The organism is Streptomyces sp. NPDC096136 (assembly GCF_044763325.1).
Taxonomy (GTDB): Bacteria; Actinomycetota; Actinomycetes; order Streptomycetales; family Streptomycetaceae; genus Streptomyces.
The window spans coordinates 126,617-144,167 of record NZ_JBIWFZ010000002.1; the positions used below are offsets into that span (position 1 = coordinate 126,617).

Sequence of the window (17,551 nt, forward strand, 5' to 3'; positions counted from 1 at the left end):
CCCCACGCGGGGCGTCTGTGATCATCTGTCCTCTCCCCCTCGGCCGTTGAGCGGCCCAAGCCCAGGTCCCGCATTGTCACCGCGGAACAGCGCGGACACCAACGACTTCTCTCCGGTCATGGGCCGGTGTGCGTCGTAGGTTGGCCCCATGACGACGACCACAGCGGCACAAGAAGCATTCCTGCAGGCCTTCCACGCCGAGCGTCCGGCGGTGACCGCGGAGGCGTTCGGCCACGGTCGCACTGCGGACGGCCGGTCCAGCTACGAGTTGCTGTGCGACCGGGTGGCCGGACGCGAACGCGTCCTGGACCTCGGCTGCGGTGACGGCCTGCTGCTCGAGCTCCTGGCCAGGGGCGGCGAGGAGCGACGCCTCGCGGGTCTGGACCTCTCTCCGGAAGCGCTGGCACTGGCACGCCGTCGACCGGCGCTCGCCGGGGCCAGGCTGGAGGAGGGGCGGGCCCAGGCACTCCCCTTCGACGACGGCAGTTTCGACGCCTGCGTCTCCCACATGGCGCTGATGCTGATGGGCGAGATCGATCACGTCGCAGCGGAGATCGCCCGGGTCCTGGCTCCGGGCGGGGTCCTGGCGTGCGTACTGGGCGGCGGGGCCGCCGGCGGCGAGGCCTACGAGCGGTTCCTCGGGCTGCTGCGGGACACGATCGCGCAGGCGCCCGCCGCACAGCGGATCCCGACGCTGGGCGACCGGCGGACGCGCAGCCGTGAGGGGCTCGACGAGGTGCTCGCCCCGGCGGGCTTCACGGCGGTGGAGTGGGAGACGGTCGCCATCGATCTGAGCGGGCCGGTGGAAGAGGTGTGGGCCTCGGTCTCCGGCGTCTACGATCTCGGCCCGCTCGATGCGGCAGCTGTGGAACGCCTGCGGGACGCCTTCTTCGCCGATGTGCGCGATCTGACGACACCGGAGGGCACCGTCCCCTACGGCTTCAAGATCCACATCGCCACGGCCCGGCTGCGTTACTGAGATTCACCTCGCGATGTCACCGCCGTACTCCTCGTAGCTGCGGCGATTCCAACTCATGGGCGTCTCGGCCCAAAGATCGCCAGTAGACCCCCACAACGAGTACACCAGCACCGTCATCGGTAGCTCGGGTCCAGCGCCGGTCGGTCACCACTGGCCGTATGACTGTCCCAGCAGTCGTTGGGAAGACCTGCTGCCACCTATAGCCCTCGGAGGCTCGATGAAACGTCTGGCTGTCTACATCGACGGCACATGGAACATCCCCGACAGCAACACGAACATTTGGCGGATGAACCTCCTCACTGCACTGCACGCAACAGAGACGACGCAACTAGCCTTCTACCATCAGGGGATCGGACGGGACGTCAGTGACCGCCTGCGTGGCGCCTTCGGCAAGGGAATCAATGGTAGTGTACGCAACTGCTATTCATGGATCATGGAAAACTACTGCCCAGGTGACCAGTTATTCATATTCGGCTTCAGTAGAGGCGCCTACATTGCGCGCTCGCTGACGGGTTTCATTGAACGCTGCGGCCTGTTGCGCCCTGGAGCTCCGTTGACCGTACGAGAGGTTTTCGACCGCTACCGCACGATTCCCCCATCCGCCTCCATCTCGGCCCCGGAGGAGAAGGAAGAGCGGTGGCCGATCCGTCGTGATGCAGACTTGAGGCGTCATTCCCAGGTGATTCAGATCGATTTCCTGGGCGTGTGGGACACGGTGCGCTATCACGACCTTCCCCTGGGTTCGGTCCGGGGGCTCAGCCGCAGCCAGAACCTTTTCCATGCCGTGCATCCCGGTTCGGCAACTCGGAGGGTCTATCAGGCACTCGCTGTGGATGAGCACCGGTTCGCCTACCGACATGAACTCTTGCTCCCTCACGTCGCGCTCGACGCCGTGGCCGTGCCCGTAGTCGAGCAGCGATGGTTCCCGGGAGACCACTCCAACGTCGGGGGCGGCCACAAAAACGACACTCTGGCGCTACTCTCCCTCGCGTGGATGCAAAAGAGTGCTGCTGCTTGCGGACTGGAGTTCAAAGAGCGGGTTACGCTGCACGGTGATGAGCATCTAGGGCCTGTGCACGACAGTTTCAGCTCATTCCTTGGTGGCGCCTACCGTGCTGTGTCGCGAAACAAGCGCCACTGGCGGGAGATCGGGAATGCCGACGACACCGGGTCGACAGCCCCTGCGCAACTGATGAGTGAAGTCGTAGATGCCAGCGTGTTTGATCGCTGGCGAGACGACCCGGAATATCGACCAAGGAACGTCGCCGCGTGGGGTAGTCGCCAACGTTTGAAGATCGACGAACTGCAGGGCACTCAGAGCGCCAGCCTGTTCGGGCCCGAAGCGGGCGATTGAGGGACGTGCGGTCTCCCGCACTCCTCCGGCCCTCCGCACGCTGGCGCCTCGCATCGTCTTCGTCGACGAGGGCCGGCGGCGGTGGGAGCACATCGGCAACGGCCCGCCCTCAGGCCTCTCCGCCGAGCCGGAGGTGGGCCCGGGCGGCCTCCCTCAGGCGGTCGTCGCGACGGCTTCCGGTGGAGCAGGAGAGGATCCGGCGTTCGGAGTCGGCCCAGGTGCGCAGGTGGGGGCGGATCTCGTGCGGGGTGACGCCGAGTTCGGCGAGTGCCGCCAGGGCGGTCGGGGACGGGGCCCCGCAGTCGTCGCCGGTGAGCCGTTCCCGTACGAGGTCGAGGAGGGCGGGTACGCACCGCGCGTACGCGTCCCCGGTGATGCGGTGGTGGGCCCGTGCCGCGGACAGGCGGGGCGCCGGCCACGGGCTCTCCAGGGCGGCTTCGACGCGCGGGAGGAGCGGGCGGGCGGCCGGACCGAGGAGGCCGACCAGGTCGAGGTGGGAGGGGGGGTCCGGGCTCGTCGACAGGAGGGTGAGGGCACGGTCGGCCGTCCCCCCGACGCGGGCCAGGGCGACGGCGGCCGCGACGGCGTTCCCCGTGCGCGCCTCCCCGCTGTGGCGGCGTGCCAGCACGTCCCACGTGTGGTGCTCGTCGGCGGGCGGCTCGTACCCGTCCTCCTCGTGGGCTGTCGCCGTCAGTGCCGCGATCGTCTCGGCGTCGGCCGTCCCCGCGTCCCCGATGGCCCGCGCCACGTCCGTGACGTGCCGGCGGCGCAGCAGCAGGTGTGTGAGTTCGGGGAGGAGTTCCGAGGTGACGGCCGGTGAAAGGCGGGTGAGCGCGCGGTTGTCCTCGGTGAGGTACGGGGAGCGCAGGACGGCCCGCCAGAGGTCGAGGCGGCCGGTCGAGGCGGCCAGGGCGCCGAGGGCGTCGGCGTCGTCCTCGATGTCGGGTTCGGTGACGAACCGCGTCAGGCGTTCGTCACCGAGCAGTCCGAGGAGGAGGCGTGGGTCTCGGGTGGAGCCCTTCCGCTCGTCGGCGGCGAGGGGGAGGAGGACGGCGGCGAGGCCGCGGTGGGCGGGGCGGCGGGTGAACGGCAGGAGCTCTTCGAGATGCCGGAAGGTGGAAGCCTGCCGGTAGGGGACGGCCTCGCGCAGCAGGTCGACGGCTTCGTCCTCGCGGTCGCGCCATCGGGCCGTGAGCCGCGCCGCCAGGGCGGATCCCCGTCGGTCCCGGTCAGCGGCGGCGATCCACTGCCGGGCCACGGTCGCCGCGGCCCTCGGGTCGGCGTCGAGGACCCGCCCCAGTCGCGGGCCGGGGTCGGGGAGGCCGACGAGGAAGCTCCGGTCCCAGCCGGACCGGCGGGCATGGGTGCCGGCCTCGGCCAGGAGCGCGACCAGCCGGTCCGGGTACGGGGCCCCGGCCTCCTCCATGAGCAGCACGGCGGCCGCTTCGCGCACCGGCGGCTCCGGGTCCGTCCGGGCCTCGGCCGCCCACCGCCGTACGGCCGCCGCACGGTCGCCGCCGTCCGCGCCCTGCTCGGCGAGGCCGGCGAGAGTGGTGAGGGCGTCGGCGCGGAGTTGCCCGTCGGGGTCCTGCTCGTACCTTCGGACGAGGTCCGCCCAGGGGTCCTCGCCCGTGGTACGGGTGAGGGTCAGCAGGGTCAGGACCTCGCGTCGTACGGCGGGGTCCTCGTCGTCCTGGAACGGGAGCAGGGCCGGCACCTCGGCCATCACCAGGGCACGGCAGGCCGTACGGTCCTCTTCGGCGCCGCCGAGGTCGGCCATCGAGACGAGCGCGCGTATCAGCCGTGCCCGGTGGCGGGGGACGTGCACGGCCGCGTGCGCGAGGAACGGGATCGCGGCCACCGTGGCGGGGTACGCCTCGGCCCACCGCGTCAACACCCAGAGCCCGCGCACGGCTTGGTCCGCCCGCTCTCCGTCGTCGCTGTAGAGGGCGAGGATCCGCCGGGGGACGTCGGTGGCTTCCGCCCGCAGGCCGTGGTGCAGCGATGCCCAGTCGACGGCGTGCAGTTCGTCAGGTGTCTTCATGCCCGGCAACGGTAGCCATGCCGGTGGCGGGCCTCGGTCGGGCTCCGCATGCAGATGTCGGCGCCTTCATGCGCCAGGCCGTGGATGCCCGGCTGCTGGTCGTGCCGGGTGAGGATCGAGGGGCTGGAGGTCGTAGAGGCGGGAGCGGTCCTCCTTGAAGCCGCGCCTCGTGAGCGGGGCCGGCGTCCGTGACGATTCCAGGACATCGTCGGCGACGCCGCCTGAACCGCGGGCGGCCTCGGCGCCGACGGCGGCTCCGGCTCGGAGACGAAGCGGGTGCGCGACGGTGGTCCTGCCCGCAGCGGACCGGCGTGGGGCGTGTATGCATCGGATCCGGCCACGAGCCCGTGCGGACTCGCCGCTCATGATTGGACAAATGGTCGAATCGACCACCACGATGACGCATCCACATCACGACTGCCCGGGGGGGCGAACCGGGCGCGTGGTGCAGTCCTTCCGCTCTTCCGCTCGGTCCGCGACGTCCCCGTTCCCGACCTCGGAGAGACTTCACCATGAGCTTCGGTGACCCGAACAACCCTTACGCCCAGCAGCCCCCGGAGGGCCGGTCCGGATACGCGCAGCAGGCACCGCAGGGCGTGCCCCCGCAGTACGGCTACCCCCAGCAGCCCTCCCCGGGCTCCCCGTACGGCTCCTACCCCGCTCACGGGATGCCGGGCGGCGCACCCCAGTTGGCCCACTGGGGTCTGCGCGTGGGCGCGGACCTCCTCGACACGCTGATCGTCCTCGGGCCGATGTACGCCCTGGGCTTCGTCGACCTGGCCACCGCCGCCGACCCGGAGACGGCCGAACCCGGCGTCTTCTTCACCGTCGGTGTCCTGTACGCGATCGCCATGGGCTTCTTCCAGCTCTTCCAGGAGGGCTCGACCGGCCAGAGCACCGGCAAGAAGGTGGTGGGCATCAGCCTGCGCCGCGAGGCGGACGGCAGCACCCTCGGCTTCGGCAGGTCCCTCGTCCGCAAGCTGGCCCACGTCCTCGACACCCTGCCCTGCCACATCGGCTGGCTGTGGCCTCTGTGGGACGAGAAGAAGCAGACGTTCGCCGACAAGGTGTGCGGCACCGTCGTCATCCGCGCCCCGAAGGGCTGAGACCACGCCCGCTTCCCCGGGGCCCTCGACCGTTTCGCCCGCCGGCCGTAGGGGTGCAGGACGGGCCCGCGGGCCCTCCGTCCGCAAGGGCCCCGTTCGGGCTATCGGTCGCGGGTGACGCTCCAGGCCGGCATGTGCTCGAAGAACGCCACGGCGTCCGGCCGCCAGCGCTCCCGCCACGTCGCGGCCCGGGCCGCGGCCTCGTGCGCGTGGCGGTCGGCTTCGGCCCGAAGGAGTCGGTCGACGCCGTGCGCCCGCGCGATGTCGCGGATGCGGTCGAGGGTGTCGTCGTCGCAGCCCGGGGCTCCCAGGGCTGCGTTCAACAGCGCGCGTTCGCCCGCGTCGCAGACGTCCAGAAGGGCGCGGACGGCGTAACTGCGGCGGCCGGAGCGAACGTCGGAGCCGACCGGCTTGCCGAGGGATTCCGGGTCCCCGAACAGGTCGAGCCAGTCGTCGTGGATCTGGTTGGCGATGCCCACGGCGGTGGCGTAGCGGCGTAGTTCGCCGTCGTGCGGGGCGAGGTCGGCGCCGGCGGCGAGCAGGCCCAGACGCAGCGGGGCGAGGACGGAGTAGCGGGTGGACTTGTACTCGGTGACCTCGTGCAGGAGCTCGGTGTCGGGCGCGGGGTGGAAGTCGCGTTCCAGGTCCAGGAGTTGCCCCGCCACCGTGGCGGCCGCCGCGTCGGCGTGGACGGCGGCCATGGCCAGGGCGCGGTCGGGGGGCAGTGCTCCGGTGAGCAGGACGCGGCCGGCGAGGAAGGCGGCGAGGTCACCGGCGAGTACGGCGAGGGCGAGCGCGGTGTCGGGCCGGTCCGGGAACTCCTCGCGGTACGCGTAGTAGGTGGAGGGGCCGCCGCGGCGCGTGGGCGCGTCGTCGATGATGTCGTCGTGGATCAGGCCGTGGGTCTGCAGCAGCTCGATGCTGATGGCGGCCTCGTCCAGTCCGGGCACGTCCTCGTCGGTGACCAGGGCCGCGGCTTCGTGGAGCAGGGTCACGCGCAGCCGCTTGCCGCCGCGCAGCGACAGCTCGCGCACCAGTTGCAGGGCGCGGGCGGGGAAGGCGCCCTGCCGCGGTATGTCCAGGCTGCCGCCCGCGGGGTCGGTCAGGGAGTCGAAGTAGCCGGCGAAGCGGGCGTCGAACCGGCGCTGATGGCCGGCCGCGCGCCGCCAGGCGGCGGTGAGGGCGTCGTTCACCGGCCCAGCCTGCCACGTTCCGCGCACCGCGCGCTTCGCTCGCCCGCCGGTCCGGGCGGGCGCCGGTACACCGGATCGCGGGCTGCCGGGGAGGCCGAACGCGAGGGGCGGCGCTGTCGGACCCCAATGATGTAATGATCCCTATGAACATAAGGTCGTTACACGTAGGGGGAAGTGTGTCCGAGGAGCGCATCACCGGCTGGGTGAAGCAGTGGGTCGACGGCTGGATCGTCTCGCGCGGCGCGGCCGATCCCTTCGACGAACCGTGGGGGTGGACCGTCGCGGTGGGGGCCTCGAAGGAGGTCGCGCGGCATGTGCTGCCCGTTCCGGCCGAGGCCGACGTCCGCGAGCTGGCCGCCACCGCCCCTCCGGCGACCTGGCTCAAGCTCTTCGCCCCGGACGAGGTGGTGCGGCCCTGGGCCGGGGACGAGTGGGACCTGGACATCGCCGGCTTCCTGATGACCCTGCCTCTCGCCCCGGCGTCGCCCGGCCCGCCGCCGGCCGGGTACACCGTGACGACGTGGAGCCGGGGCGGGGTCGTCAAGGTCCTGGTCCGTGCCGGGGACGGGAGGCTCGCCGCCCGGGGCCAGGCGGGGCTGGCAGGTCCCGTGGCGGTGCCGGACCAGATCGAGACCGCCCCGGACCAGCGGCGCCGGGGCCTGGGCGCCCTGGTCATGCGCACGCTGCAGAACGCCGCGTGGGAGGCGGGGGCGCGGGACGGGGTCCTGGTGGGCACGCCCGACGGCAAGGCCCTGTACGAAGCGCTGGGCTGGACCGTCCGCTCCCCCATGGCGAGCCTGAGTCGCCGCGCGGACTGACGGGGGACTCGGGGCGGGTGGCGGCGTCCGGAGCCGGGGGCCGTCGGCGCGCGGCCCGTCCCTACCGCAGTACCGCCGCCAGCAGATCGGTGCCCAGCGCCGTCAGGTCCGAGAGGTTGAGGCTGTAGCGGACGTACCGTCCCTCGCGCCGGCCCACGAGCAGGCCCGCACGCCGCAGGAGGGCGAGGTGGCGGGAGACCTCGGGCGGGGTCATGTCCCAGGCGTGGGCCAGTTCCCCGTTCGTGTGCGCGCCGCGGGCCAGCGTGCGGAGCAGGCGCAGGCGTGCCGGGTGGGAGAGGGCCTCCAGGCGCAGGGCGACCGTGTCCAGGGAGACGGGCTGCGACGGCCCCGGCTCGGTCACCGGGTACTGGACCACCGGCTGCCAGCCGGGGGCGTGGACCACTGCGAGGTGGGGCCGGCCGAAGACGCTCGGGATGAAGGTGACGCCGGTGCCGTGGGCGTGCGTCACCTTGTCCAGCAGCTTGTCCACGAGGATGCCGTCGCCGTCCGGAGCCAGGGTGACCGCTCCGGAGACCGAGGCGAGGGCGGCCCCGGGCCCCTGCCGCTTCAGCAGGTCGTTCTTCAGCCGCAGGTCGCCGGCGAGCCGCACGGCGGCGTCGGCCCAGGCCGAGTCGAAGAAGGCCTCGGCGCAGGCCTCCAGGGTCTCGCGCACGCGCGCCCGTACCGCCGCCGGGTCCGCGAGCAGCCGCTCGGCGAAGGCTTCCTGACGCGGCCCCCGGGCCTGGGCGAGGTCCAGGGCCAGATCGCGGGCGGCGGTGTCGCCGAGGGGCGAGGGGCAGGTGAAGTGGACGCGGTTGCCGCAGGTGGTGACCAGCGCGGCGGAGGCGTACCGCTCGTCGTCGATCCGGTCCACGTCGTCCAGTTCCTCCCCGAGGGTCGGCCGGGGCCGGGCCGGGAGCATGAAGTCGGCCTGGGACGTACGCCAGAGGAACTCCGCCTCCCGCAGCCGGTCGGCCAGCCCCGGCCGCAGCCCGGCCCACACGTCGGCGGCCCATGCGCCGAACTCCGGATGGTGCTCCGGTTCCGCGAGCACGTGCAGCATCGCGGTCAGTTCGGCCAGCGGGGACGCGGCGAACCGCAACCCCTCGGACGGCATACCGCCGATGTCGATCCTCAACGTCATCCGGACATCATCCCCGCCGCGCCGGATCGCGCCGACGACTGTTGACGATCTCCGTCAACCGAGGTGCCCGACCAGGCCGCCGAACCCACTGTTCACCCCATGACGATCACGAGCACCGCCGCCCCGGCGCCCCCTTCCCCCGCCCCCGGGGTCAGGCCGCGCGCCCTCCTGCGCGCCTCCGGCGGCCCCCGCTATGCCGTCGCCCTGGCCGTCGACGCCCTCGGCACCGGCCTGTTGAGGCCGTTCCTCCTCCTGTACGGAGTGACGGTGCTCGGGCTGTCGGCGTCGGCGACCGGTGCCGCCATGACGGCCGGCATCGTCACGGGCCTGCTGTGCGTGCCCGCGGTCGGGTGGTGGCTGGACCGGGGCGCGCGCAGCACCGTCGTCGCCGCGGCGATGCTGGTCCGCGTGCTGGGCGTGGCCGTGCTGGTGGCGACCCCGCCGGGACACGTCTGGCCGTTCGCCGCCGCGGCCCTCCTCCTCGGCATCGGCAACCAGGCCTGGCCGGCCGCCCATGCGGCCCTCGTCGCCACCCTCGCCCACGGTCGGGAGCGCGACACCGCCCTCGCCGCGGGACGCGCCCTGCGCAACGCCGGCCTGGGGGCGGGGGCGCTCCTCGCCATGCTCTGCCTGACGGGCGGGACCTCGGCCCTGCAGGCGCTCGCGGGGGTCACGGGAGCGGCGTACCTGGTGGCCGCCGTCCTGGCGTGGTCGGTGCGTGTGCGCGCCCAGCGGCCGGATCCGGTGGTGGACCGGTCCCCCGCAGCGGCGGGGCGGGAGGGAACGCCGCCGCGCATGCGCGCCCTCCTGGCCGCCAACGTCGTGTACGTCTTCTGCCTCAACGTCCCCGAGATCGCCCTCCCCCTGGTCCTGCTGACGCAGCTGCACGCCTCGCCGGCATGGTCCGCGGCGGTCTTCGTCGCCAACACGGTGCTGGTGGTCGCGCTCCAGGTCCCGGTCACCGCCTTGATGGCCCGCTACGCCCGGCGCACCGCGCTGGTCGTCGCCGGCGTCGTCCTCACCGTCTCGTACGTCGGCTTCCTGCTGGTGACGCTGCTCGGTGAGGGGGGCGGGCACGGGAAGGGCCGGGCCGCCGCGGGCATCGCGGCCGTCTCCGTCGTCTGCACCCTCGGCGAGATCGTCTACGCCGGCAGCGCCACCGCCCTGGTGACGGCCCTCGCCCCGTCCCGGGCCCTGGGTCGCACGCTGGCCCGCTTCGAGCTCTCCTCGGGCTTCGGGCTCGCGGTCTCGCCTGCCGTGATCACCTCGCTGGCACCCCACGGCCCGACCGCCCTCTGGGGCACCCTGGCCGCAGCCACCCTCCTGTCCGCCTCGGCCGTCGCCACCGAAGCGGACCCCGCGACCCCGAAGGAGTGACGGCGCCACGGTCCGGACCCGGGACCGGCTCCGACGTGGCCGGCCCTGTGAGGAAGCCCGCCGGCTACGTGGGGTCCTGTTCGATCAGCCTGCCGTCGGGGCCGAACGCGTAGACGCGCGGCGCAGGCATCGCGTCCACGGCCGCCCTGAGCTCCGCGCCCTTCACCGCCCGTCCCACAGGTCCGAGCCGGCGGTCAATTCGATCGCCCGGCCGGGGTACAGGCGGCGCATCAGGGCGGCCGTCCGCTCCGGGGCCGCCGCACCGACCTGCCTCAGCAGGCCCGGCACCTCCCCGTCCGCGTACGCGAGCAGCCCGGTCTTGCCTCCCAACGATCCTCCCCTACGGCGAAACCCGGCGGTGCGGGAGCACGCTACTGGGCAGCACTGACAGAGAGGGCTTGCAGGGGCGGGCGATGGGCCGGGCCCTGCCCGGCTCAGGACGCAGCAGGAGGGAGGAGCTGCTGCCGGCCCGGGCGGAGATGACCCGGAAGGGCAAGCGTGCCGGGGTCGGCGGCGGCCTCTTCGGCGGCGCCGTCCTCGTCGCCGTGCAGGGACGCCCAAGCCGTGGTCGTCGCCGCTGTCGCGGCCTTTCGCTGGTCCTTCCGCTGTGCGCGGGCGGCGGGAGCGGCCCGGGCGGGGTGCCGGGCGGCCTCCGGAGCTCCGGACCGGGTTCGGGAGAAGGCGGCCTCGGCGGCCACGGGGGCGCGGGCCAACCGCGCCCCGCTCGTGGTTGCCGCCGCGGTCGTCGGCGTCCTGTTCCTGCGCCACCACCGGAGGCGCCGGTGAAGACGTCGAAGATCGCCTACAAGCCCGTCGGGCTGATGCTCGGCGCCATCGGCTGCGCCGGCCGGGGGTACGAGCACCGGGCGGCGGGTCGGTAGGCCGACAGGTGCCCGGCAGCGTGTGCCGGGCACCTGTCGCGGGCCTGTCCGTACGTCCGGGACCGGTTCAGGGTTCCTGGTGGCGGCCGCGCAGGGAGTCCTTGATCCCGCGGGCCTGTTCCTCGGCCTTGCCCGCGGTTTCGCGGGCCTTGCCCTTGAGCTGGTCCGTCTTGCCCTCGGCCTGCATCCGCTCGTTGCCGGTCGCCTTGCCCGCGACTTCCTTGGCCTTGCCCTTGGCCTGCTCCATCTTTCCCTTGGCCTTCTCCGCCATGAGGAAACACTTCCTTTCCGAAAAACGGTCGGTCGGTGAACAAATTAGGTGTGATCGGAAGAAATCGCTCGTCGAAGCGGGAGCGGACGGCCCGGAGGTGGGGACGTTCAGGAGCGCTCCGGCGCGCCCACCGGCGGCTCGGGGTGCTCGGAGCGGATCTCCGGCTCCAGCCCCTGCGCGGGCGTGGTGGGGCGCCGTCCGGCATCCGCCCGCCAGGCTTCGAACGCCAGGGTCGTCGCCGTCACCACGACCAGGCCGAGGAGCCAGCCGCCCACCACGTCGCTCACCCAGTGCACGCCGAGCGCCACCCGTGTGTATCCGACGCCCACCACCGAGACCAGGGCCGTCGTCCACGCCAGCGGACGCCACCGGGGGGACACCAGGGGCAGCAGTGCCAGCAGCAGCACCGCGCAGGACGTCGTGGCCGTCATGGCGTGCCCGGAGGGGAAGGAGAATCCGGGCGCCTGGGAGACCGGGTCGGGCAGGTGCGGCCGGGCGCGGGCGACGACGTCCTTCACGAGCAGGCCGAGCAGCCCGCCGGCCGTGGCGGTGACGGCCGCCCACAGCGCCAGCCGTACGGCGCGCCGGACGAGGAGCCAGACGACCAGGGCCGCCACGAGCAGCCGCATCGTCACCGGGTCCCACACCACGTGGGTCAGGAAGTCGAGCAGCCGCACCCACGCGGGATGCTCCAGCGCCGCCGCGTGCAGGCGCTCGGCGGTGCCCCGGTCCAGCCGGAGCAGCGGCTCCCACTGCGACTCGACCAGGACGAGGGCCAGCGCGAACGGCACGGACACCAGGGCGGTGACGGCCACGGTCGTGATCAGCCGTGCGCCGAACCGGGCGTCGGGCCCGGAGCCGTCGGGAACGCGCCCGGTGAGCGCGCGCCACGGCGCAGGGGGTCGGGTCATGGTCGGGGTCCTTTCGGGGTCGCCCGCCGGGGTCTCAGACGCCGGGGTCCGGGGTGACCGGTTCGGCCACCCCGGCCCGTACGGCCTCCAGCTGCGCGGCGAAGGCCAGGCCCAGGAACAGGGCCATCGAGGTCAGGTAGGACCACAACAGCAGGGACACGAACGCGCTGAGGGGCCCGTACACGGTGGTGAAGGAACCGCCTGTACCCACGTACAGGCTCAGCCCCCACGTCGCCAGCAGCCACAGCGTCAGGTACACCGTCGCGCCGAAGGCGAGCCAGGTGTATCCGGGCTGGGTACGGCGCGGTGAGAGGCGGAAGATCGCGCTGGTGGCGAGGAGGGCCAGCAGCACACCGACGGGCCAGCGCAGCAGGTCCCAGGCACGGGCGGTGCCCGACCCGAGGTGGTACACCTCGGCCACGGCACGGCTCAGGTGGGCGCCGAGGACGGTGACGCAGAAGCTGAGCCCGAGGGGCAGGCCGGCCAGTACGGACATGACGAGCCCGCGGGTGTACTTGGGCAGGAACGGCCGGTCGCGTTCCGTTCCGTAGATGCGGTTGGCGCCCCGCTCCACCTGGCACAGGGCGGTGGTCACGTTGACGACGGAGAACAGCAGGCCGAGCCAGAGCGCGGCCTGGCTGCCGTCGCCGGGCCGGTGCCGGCTCTGCGCCAGGGCGTCGTCGACCACGTCCCGGCTGGGCCCGCTCGCCAGCTGCCGGATCGTCAGTTCCGCGATCCGGCCGACGGCCTCCGTGTGGAGCGCGCCGGAGAGCCCGATGAAGGCGATGGCCAGCGGGACGATGGCCAGCACCGTCTGAAGGGCCAGCGCCCTGGAGTGGCTGAAGCCGTCGGCGTACCGGAAGCGGATGAAGGAGTCCCGTACGAGGCTCCATCCGCCGTGGCGCCGCAGGGCGGCCACCGCCTCCTCCGCGGACAGCTCCTCGCCCTGCACCGCGAGCCCGGTCTGCCGTGCCTCCACGTCCCGGCGCTGAGGTACGCGTGTCGCGGTTCCCATGCCCGTCACCCCCTGTCGAAGTCGTGTACCCGGCGGCCCGGTTCAGCCGCCGGCGGTGTGCGCGGCCCGTCCGGCCCTCCCCGTTCCGCCGGCCGCGGCCGTACGCCCCCGCTCCGCCTGGGCCTGCGGAGTGCGCGGGGGGAGCCGGATCAGCAGCGCGCCGGGTTCCACCTCCACGCTCAGCCGGGTGCCGGTGCCGATGACGTCGCCGTCGACCTCGCACGGCTGGGGCCGGGCGAAGCGGATGTCGATGCGTTCGGCGCTGAAGTACTCCAGCGCGCCGCCCGCCACCGTGCCGCATCCGCCGTCACCGCCGGGCACGGGCCGCCCGGGCAGCATGCGCGCCCCGAGGTGCCCGGCCGCCGCGAGCCAGCCGCGGACGCCGCGCGGGTCGAGCAGGACGACCTGCAACCGGCCGTCGTCGGGCCGGGCGTCGGGCAGCAGCGGGAGTCCGCCCTGAAGGCTGCCCACGTTGCCGATCACGACCATGCGGGCGCGGCGCTCCTGTTGCGGGCCCAGGTCGAGCCGGATGGACAGCCGCATGCGGGGGTCCCCGAGGTGGCGGAGGGCGGACAGCGCGTAGGCGCCCCAGCCCAGGCGCCGCTTCACCCGCTCGGACGCGTCGGCGACCATGGCGGCGTCGAACCCGGCGCCCGCCATGACCGTGAACCGGACGGGTCGCGGCCCGTCGCCGCGGACCCGGCCCACGTCGATGCGGGCGGTCTCGCCGGAGAGGGCCGCCTCCAGCGCCGCGCAAGGGTCCGCGGGCAGCCGCAGGTTGTGCGCGAGCAGGTTTCCGGTGCCGCAGGGAACCACCGCGAGCGGGATCCCGGTGTGGGCCAGCACGTCGGCGCAGGCGCGGACGGTGCCGTCCCCGCCGCACGCGACGACCAGGGCGGTGTCGTCCTCGCCGATCCGCCCGGCGAGCGCGCCGGCCGGGTGCTCGGCAGACGTCTCCGTCCACGCCTGGTCGGCGTACCCGTGCCGGTGCAGCACCTCCCGGACGCGCTCGGCCGACTCGGTCGCGCAGCCGTGCGGGTGGCGCACCACCACGGCGCGCCGGCCGGCCCCGGCGCCGCCGGGGGCGGGGGCGGGCCCGGCCTGCGGGCCGACGGGCACCCGGTCCGCGGCGTCGGCGCCGAGGGCGGTCCGCGCGGGGGGACGGTGACGCGCGGGCGGCAGCAGCGCCCGCGCCAGGACGAGCAGGGTGCAGGCGCCGTTGAGCAGGCCGACCACGACGTCCGACGGGTGGTGCATGCCCCGGTAGACCCGGGAGCACGCCACGAGCACCGGGACCGCGAGCAGGACGGAGACCAGGGCGGCCCGCGTCCACTGCCGGCCGGGGCGCAGGCGGAGTGCCACGAGTACGGCGAGGCCTCCGAACAGGGCCGTCGCCGCGCCGACGTGTCCGGAAGGGAAGCTGGACGTCGGCGGGGCGGCGTCCAGGTGGGGCACGTACGGACGCGGCCGCTCCACGATGAGGGTGACGAGGAGGAAGACCGCCGACTGGGCGGCCACGGCCCCGGCCAGGAACAGCGCCTCCCGCAGCCGGCGCCCGCGCGAGGCGGCCAGCACCACCACCACGGCGAGGACGGTCAGGGCCGTGATGCTCGGCGTGCCGGCCAGCCGGGACAGCCACTCCGACAGCGGGAGCGCGGGGCCGGCCCGGTGCGCGGCCAGGCTGCGGTTGACGCCGTCCTCCGCCGCCACGGGCCGGCGGTCCGCCAGGGGACCGGTGACCAACAGCCCCAAGCCGACCATGAGGGCGGCCTGTACGGGCAGCAGCCAGAGGACGGTCGGGCGGCACGGGGCGGGAGGAGCGCTGTGTCCGGGTCTCATGGACGGCGTGTAACCCGCGGCGGGCCGTCCATGCGTGTCCTGTGGCGGGTCCCCGGGCGGCCGGAGCCGGTCGAGGCCCGACGGCCCGGCTCAGGCCCGCCGGGGCGGCACGCTCACGACGGTGCCCTCGGCCACCGTGGGCGCGGTGGCGAAGGCGAGTTCGGCACCGGTGATCTCCAGGAGCCGGGCCAGTCTGCGCGGCACGGTGCCCGCCAGGACCACGGGGTGGTCCAGCGCGGCTTGCAGCATGATGCTGAGCGCGGTCGAGTCGACGAAGGTCACCTCGGCGACGTCCAGGACGAACCGGGCGACACCGGGGGACGCGGGGTCCATCGCCGCCCGCAGCCCCGCCACGTTGTCCATGTCGAACTCCCCCGCCATCACGACGATGCGCGCGTCGCCGTCACAGCGGGTCTCGACGCGGCTGCGTGCCTCGGCGTTGTGCGTGTCCATGCTGCTCACGTCCGGTCTCCCCATGTTTCCGTTCGCATTCCCGAAACCTTCCGCCCCGTCACCGGCCAGGCCACCGGCCTCACCTCGTGCGCGGGAGCTTGACCACGGTGACGAAGAAGTCGTCGATCTGCTGGATCGCCCGGATGAACTGGTCGAGGTCCACCGGCTTCGTCACGTAGGCGTTGGCGTGCAGCTTGTAGCTGCGCAGGATGTCCTCCTCGGCGGCCGACGTGGTGAGCACGACCACGGGGATGTGCTTCAGTTCCGGATCCGTCTTGATCCGTTCGAGTACCTGCCGTCCGTCGTACTTGGGCAGGTTGAGGTCGAGCAGGATCAGGTCGGGGCGCGGGGCGCCGGCGTGCTCGCCCCGGCGGTAGAGGAAGTCCAGGGCCTCCAGACCGTCCCGCACGACGTGCAGCACGTTTCCGATCTTGTTGTCCTCGAAGGCCTCCCGGGTCATGAGCTCGTCGCCCGCGTCGTCCTCGACCAGCAGGATCTCGGCGGGGGCGGCCTGGGGCCGGTCGGTGGGGGTGCTCATCGGGAGGTTCCTTCGGTGGGTGCGGGGTCGGGCGTAGCGGTGTCGGCTGCGGGCGCGGGGGTCCCGGTCGGGCCGGGGGTGGCGGCCGCGGCGACGGGGAGGGTGAAGACGATCCGGGTGCCTTCCCGGTGGCCGGTGTCGATCCGGATGCGTCCGCCCGCGTGCTCGACGATCTTCTTGCAGAGCGCGAGCCCGATGCCGGTGCCGCCGTAGGCCTCCCGGCCGTGCAGGCGCTGGAAGATGACGAAGACCTTCTCGGCGAACTCGGCGGGCACCCCGATGCCGTTGTCGGTGACGGTGAAGGTGTGGAAGCCCGGCTCGGCGGCGGGGTCGTCGGCCACGGCCACCTCCACGCGCGGAGCCCGGTCGGACGAGCGGAACTTGACGGCGTTGCCCACCAGGTTCTGCCACAGCATCGTCAGCAGCGTCGGGTCGCCCACCACGTCGGGGAGCCGCTCGGGCCGGACGATCTCCGCGCCGCTCTCCTCCACGGCGGTGGCCAGGTTGCGCAGTGCCCGGTCCAGGGGGGCGTCCATCGCGACGGTCTCCCGCGTGTCCTGGACACGGCCCACGCGGGAGAAGGTCAGCAGGTCGTTGATGAGGACCTGCATCCGCTTGGCGCCGTCGACGGCGAAGGCGATGTACTGGGTGCCGCGCTCGTCGAGCTGGTCCCCGTAGCGCTTCTCCAGGAGCTGGCAGAAGGAGGCCACCTTGCGCAGCGGCTCCTGGAGGTCGTGCGAGGCCACGTAGGCGAACTGCTCCAGCTCAGCGTTGGAGCGGCGCAGCTCCACCGCCTGCGCGTCGAGCTGGGCGGCCGTGCGGTCGAGGCGTTCGGCGTTGCGCAGCGAGGTGTTCAGCTCGGCCACGGTCCGGTGCCGCATGGCCTCCACCGCCCGGGCCAGGTCCTTCAGGTCGGAGGGGCCGCACAGGGGGATCTCCTCGTCGAACGCGCCGTCCGCGACGCGCTGGGAGGTGGTCCGGACCCGGGCGAGCGGCCGCAGTACGCCGACGTGGAGCAGTACGGCGAGGGCCGCGCCGGCGAGCAGGAAGGCCGCGACGATCGCCAGCAGGACGCGGTCGCGCTGTGTACGCGCTTCGCCGAAGGTGGTGCGGGCGTCGTCCTGGAGGCGGTCCAGGCGGGCCTGCTGCGCGGCTATCCGGCGGCGGACCTCGTCGAAGCGGTCCTTGCCGGCCTGGGCGGAGGGCGGGGTGGTGCCGTTCTCCACCGAGGTGATGGCGGGGGCCGCGAACTCGTCCCGCCAGGTCCGGGCCGCCGCTTGCACGGCGGCCAGGTCCTGGCGTACGCCGTCGTCGCCGTCGAGGACCGTCGCCAGGCGGTGGGCGGCCTCGGTCTCGTTGGCCAGACCGCGTTCGTACGGCTCCAGGAGCGCGGGTTCGTCGGCCAGCAGGTAGCCGCGGACCCCGGTCTCCTGGTCCAGCAGGGCCGTCTCCAGCCGCAGGGCGTCCCGCTGGGCGGGCAGGATCTCGTCGACGAGCCGGTTCCCTGCCGTGGTGGTGCGGGACAGGAGGGCGGCGCCGAGCGCCCCCGTGCCGACGACCATCAGGGCGAGCACGACCAGAACGGTGGTCAGCCAGGCCTGGAGACTCGGCCCCTGACGGTCCGGGGC

16 protein-coding genes are annotated in these 17,551 nt (G+C 73.5%); 5 read left to right on the forward strand and 11 right to left on the reverse strand.

Annotated features, from left to right (window positions below; translation table 11 throughout):
- Positions 1-148 precede the first annotated feature (148 nt).
- Positions 149-979 carry a class I SAM-dependent methyltransferase gene (locus ACIRBY_RS03705; RefSeq protein WP_403895588.1) on the forward strand — a complete coding sequence of 277 codons (831 nt, stop codon included), beginning with the start codon at positions 149-151 and terminating at the stop codon, positions 977-979.
- 217 nt (positions 980-1,196) lie between these two features.
- On the forward strand, positions 1,197-2,333 hold the full coding sequence (locus ACIRBY_RS03710; protein WP_403895591.1) for a DUF2235 domain-containing protein: 1,137 nt from the start codon (positions 1,197-1,199) through the stop codon (positions 2,331-2,333).
- Positions 2,334-2,442: 109 nt separating this feature from the next.
- Here ACIRBY_RS03710 and ACIRBY_RS03715 read toward each other — a convergent pair whose 3' ends face one another.
- Positions 2,443-4,377, reverse strand: a complete 1,935-nt coding sequence (locus tag ACIRBY_RS03715) for a hypothetical protein (RefSeq protein WP_403895594.1) — start codon at positions 4,375-4,377, stop codon at positions 2,443-2,445.
- Between the two features lie 512 nt (positions 4,378-4,889).
- Between ACIRBY_RS03715 and ACIRBY_RS03720 the strand changes: the two genes are divergently transcribed.
- Positions 4,890-5,483, forward strand: a complete 594-nt coding sequence (locus tag ACIRBY_RS03720; RefSeq protein WP_403895597.1) for an RDD family protein — start codon at positions 4,890-4,892, stop codon at positions 5,481-5,483.
- Positions 5,484-5,584: 101 nt separating this feature from the next.
- On the opposite strand, the gene ACIRBY_RS03725 is transcribed toward ACIRBY_RS03720, so the two are convergent.
- Positions 5,585-6,676 carry a polyprenyl synthetase family protein gene (locus ACIRBY_RS03725; RefSeq protein WP_403895598.1) on the reverse strand — a complete coding sequence of 364 codons (1,092 nt, stop codon included), beginning with the start codon at positions 6,674-6,676 and terminating at the stop codon, positions 5,585-5,587.
- A 176-nt stretch (positions 6,677-6,852) separates the two neighbouring features.
- Between ACIRBY_RS03725 and ACIRBY_RS03730 the strand changes: the two genes are divergently transcribed.
- The gene (locus tag ACIRBY_RS03730) at positions 6,853-7,494 is read left to right on the forward strand and encodes a GNAT family N-acetyltransferase (RefSeq protein WP_403895601.1); all 642 of its coding nucleotides are present in this window, start codon (positions 6,853-6,855) and stop codon (positions 7,492-7,494) included.
- Between the two features lie 61 nt (positions 7,495-7,555).
- Here ACIRBY_RS03730 and ACIRBY_RS03735 read toward each other — a convergent pair whose 3' ends face one another.
- Positions 7,556-8,638 carry a DUF5937 family protein gene (locus ACIRBY_RS03735; RefSeq protein ID WP_403895604.1) on the reverse strand — a complete coding sequence of 361 codons (1,083 nt, stop codon included), beginning with the start codon at positions 8,636-8,638 and terminating at the stop codon, positions 7,556-7,558.
- Between the two features lie 99 nt (positions 8,639-8,737).
- On the opposite strand from ACIRBY_RS03735, the gene ACIRBY_RS03740 reads away from it, so the two are divergent.
- The gene (locus ACIRBY_RS03740; protein WP_403895607.1) at positions 8,738-10,015 is read left to right on the forward strand and encodes an MFS transporter; all 1,278 of its coding nucleotides are present in this window, start codon (positions 8,738-8,740) and stop codon (positions 10,013-10,015) included.
- A 162-nt stretch (positions 10,016-10,177) separates the two neighbouring features.
- On the opposite strand, the gene ACIRBY_RS03745 is transcribed toward ACIRBY_RS03740, so the two are convergent.
- The 8 genes from ACIRBY_RS03745 to ACIRBY_RS03780 all read right to left on the reverse strand — a co-directional run bounded on the left by ACIRBY_RS03745 (position 10,178) and on the right by ACIRBY_RS03780 (position 17,485).
- A complete protein-coding gene (locus ACIRBY_RS03745; RefSeq protein ID WP_403895610.1) occupies positions 10,178-10,345 on the reverse strand; it encodes a DUF6928 family protein in 168 nt (55 codons plus the stop codon).
- Between the two features lie 618 nt (positions 10,346-10,963).
- Entirely contained in the window at positions 10,964-11,167 is a 204-nt protein-coding gene (locus ACIRBY_RS03750; protein WP_403895613.1) for a CsbD family protein, read from the reverse strand.
- Between the two features lie 107 nt (positions 11,168-11,274).
- Positions 11,275-12,078 carry a phosphatase PAP2 family protein gene (locus ACIRBY_RS03755; protein WP_403895616.1) on the reverse strand — a complete coding sequence of 268 codons (804 nt, stop codon included), beginning with the start codon at positions 12,076-12,078 and terminating at the stop codon, positions 11,275-11,277.
- A gap of 34 nt (positions 12,079-12,112) precedes the next feature.
- Positions 12,113-13,093: a YihY/virulence factor BrkB family protein gene (locus ACIRBY_RS03760; protein ID WP_403895619.1), complete on the reverse strand. Its 981-nt coding sequence runs from the start codon at positions 13,091-13,093 to the stop codon at positions 12,113-12,115.
- A gap of 42 nt (positions 13,094-13,135) precedes the next feature.
- Positions 13,136-14,932 carry a diacylglycerol kinase family protein gene (locus ACIRBY_RS03765; RefSeq protein WP_403895621.1) on the reverse strand — a complete coding sequence of 599 codons (1,797 nt, stop codon included), beginning with the start codon at positions 14,930-14,932 and terminating at the stop codon, positions 13,136-13,138.
- Positions 14,933-15,022: 90 nt separating this feature from the next.
- The gene (locus ACIRBY_RS03770) at positions 15,023-15,385 is read right to left on the reverse strand and encodes an STAS domain-containing protein (RefSeq protein WP_403896872.1); all 363 of its coding nucleotides are present in this window, start codon (positions 15,383-15,385) and stop codon (positions 15,023-15,025) included.
- A 79-nt stretch (positions 15,386-15,464) separates the two neighbouring features.
- Positions 15,465-15,923 carry a response regulator gene (locus tag ACIRBY_RS03775; RefSeq protein WP_403895624.1) on the reverse strand — a complete coding sequence of 153 codons (459 nt, stop codon included), beginning with the start codon at positions 15,921-15,923 and terminating at the stop codon, positions 15,465-15,467.
- The gene (locus ACIRBY_RS03780; protein WP_403896874.1) at positions 15,920-17,485 is read right to left on the reverse strand and encodes an ATP-binding protein; all 1,566 of its coding nucleotides are present in this window, start codon (positions 17,483-17,485) and stop codon (positions 15,920-15,922) included. The genes ACIRBY_RS03775 and ACIRBY_RS03780 overlap by 4 nt, the downstream gene beginning before the upstream one ends.
- Between the last annotated feature and the right edge of the window lie 66 nt (positions 17,486-17,551).

Excerpts from the sequence above, each read along its gene's own strand:
- ACIRBY_RS03705 (WP_403895588.1), top strand. The coding sequence starts at position 149 with ATGACGACGACCACAGCGGCACAAGAAGCATTCCTGCAGGCCTTCCAC.
- ACIRBY_RS03710 (WP_403895591.1), top strand. The coding sequence starts at position 1,197 with ATGAAACGTCTGGCTGTCTACATCGACGGCACATGGAACATCCCCGAC.
- ACIRBY_RS03715 (WP_403895594.1), bottom strand. The coding sequence starts at position 4,377 with ATGAAGACACCTGACGAACTGCACGCCGTCGACTGGGCATCGCTGCAC.
- ACIRBY_RS03720 (WP_403895597.1), top strand. The coding sequence starts at position 4,890 with ATGAGCTTCGGTGACCCGAACAACCCTTACGCCCAGCAGCCCCCGGAG.
- ACIRBY_RS03735 (WP_403895604.1), bottom strand. The coding sequence starts at position 8,638 with ATGACGTTGAGGATCGACATCGGCGGTATGCCGTCCGAGGGGTTGCGG.
- ACIRBY_RS03740 (WP_403895607.1), top strand. The coding sequence starts at position 8,738 with ATGACGATCACGAGCACCGCCGCCCCGGCGCCCCCTTCCCCCGCCCCC.
- ACIRBY_RS03750 (WP_403895613.1), bottom strand. The coding sequence starts at position 11,167 with ATGGCGGAGAAGGCCAAGGGAAAGATGGAGCAGGCCAAGGGCAAGGCC.
- ACIRBY_RS03755 (WP_403895616.1), bottom strand. The coding sequence starts at position 12,078 with ATGACCCGACCCCCTGCGCCGTGGCGCGCGCTCACCGGGCGCGTTCCC.
- ACIRBY_RS03760 (WP_403895619.1), bottom strand. The coding sequence starts at position 13,093 with ATGGGAACCGCGACACGCGTACCTCAGCGCCGGGACGTGGAGGCACGG.
- ACIRBY_RS03765 (WP_403895621.1), bottom strand. The coding sequence starts at position 14,932 with ATGAGACCCGGACACAGCGCTCCTCCCGCCCCGTGCCGCCCGACCGTC.
- ACIRBY_RS03770 (WP_403896872.1), bottom strand. The coding sequence starts at position 15,385 with ATGGACACGCACAACGCCGAGGCACGCAGCCGCGTCGAGACCCGCTGT.
- ACIRBY_RS03775 (WP_403895624.1), bottom strand. The coding sequence starts at position 15,923 with ATGAGCACCCCCACCGACCGGCCCCAGGCCGCCCCCGCCGAGATCCTG.
- ACIRBY_RS03780 (WP_403896874.1), bottom strand. The coding sequence starts at position 17,485 with ATGGTCGTCGGCACGGGGGCGCTCGGCGCCGCCCTCCTGTCCCGCACC.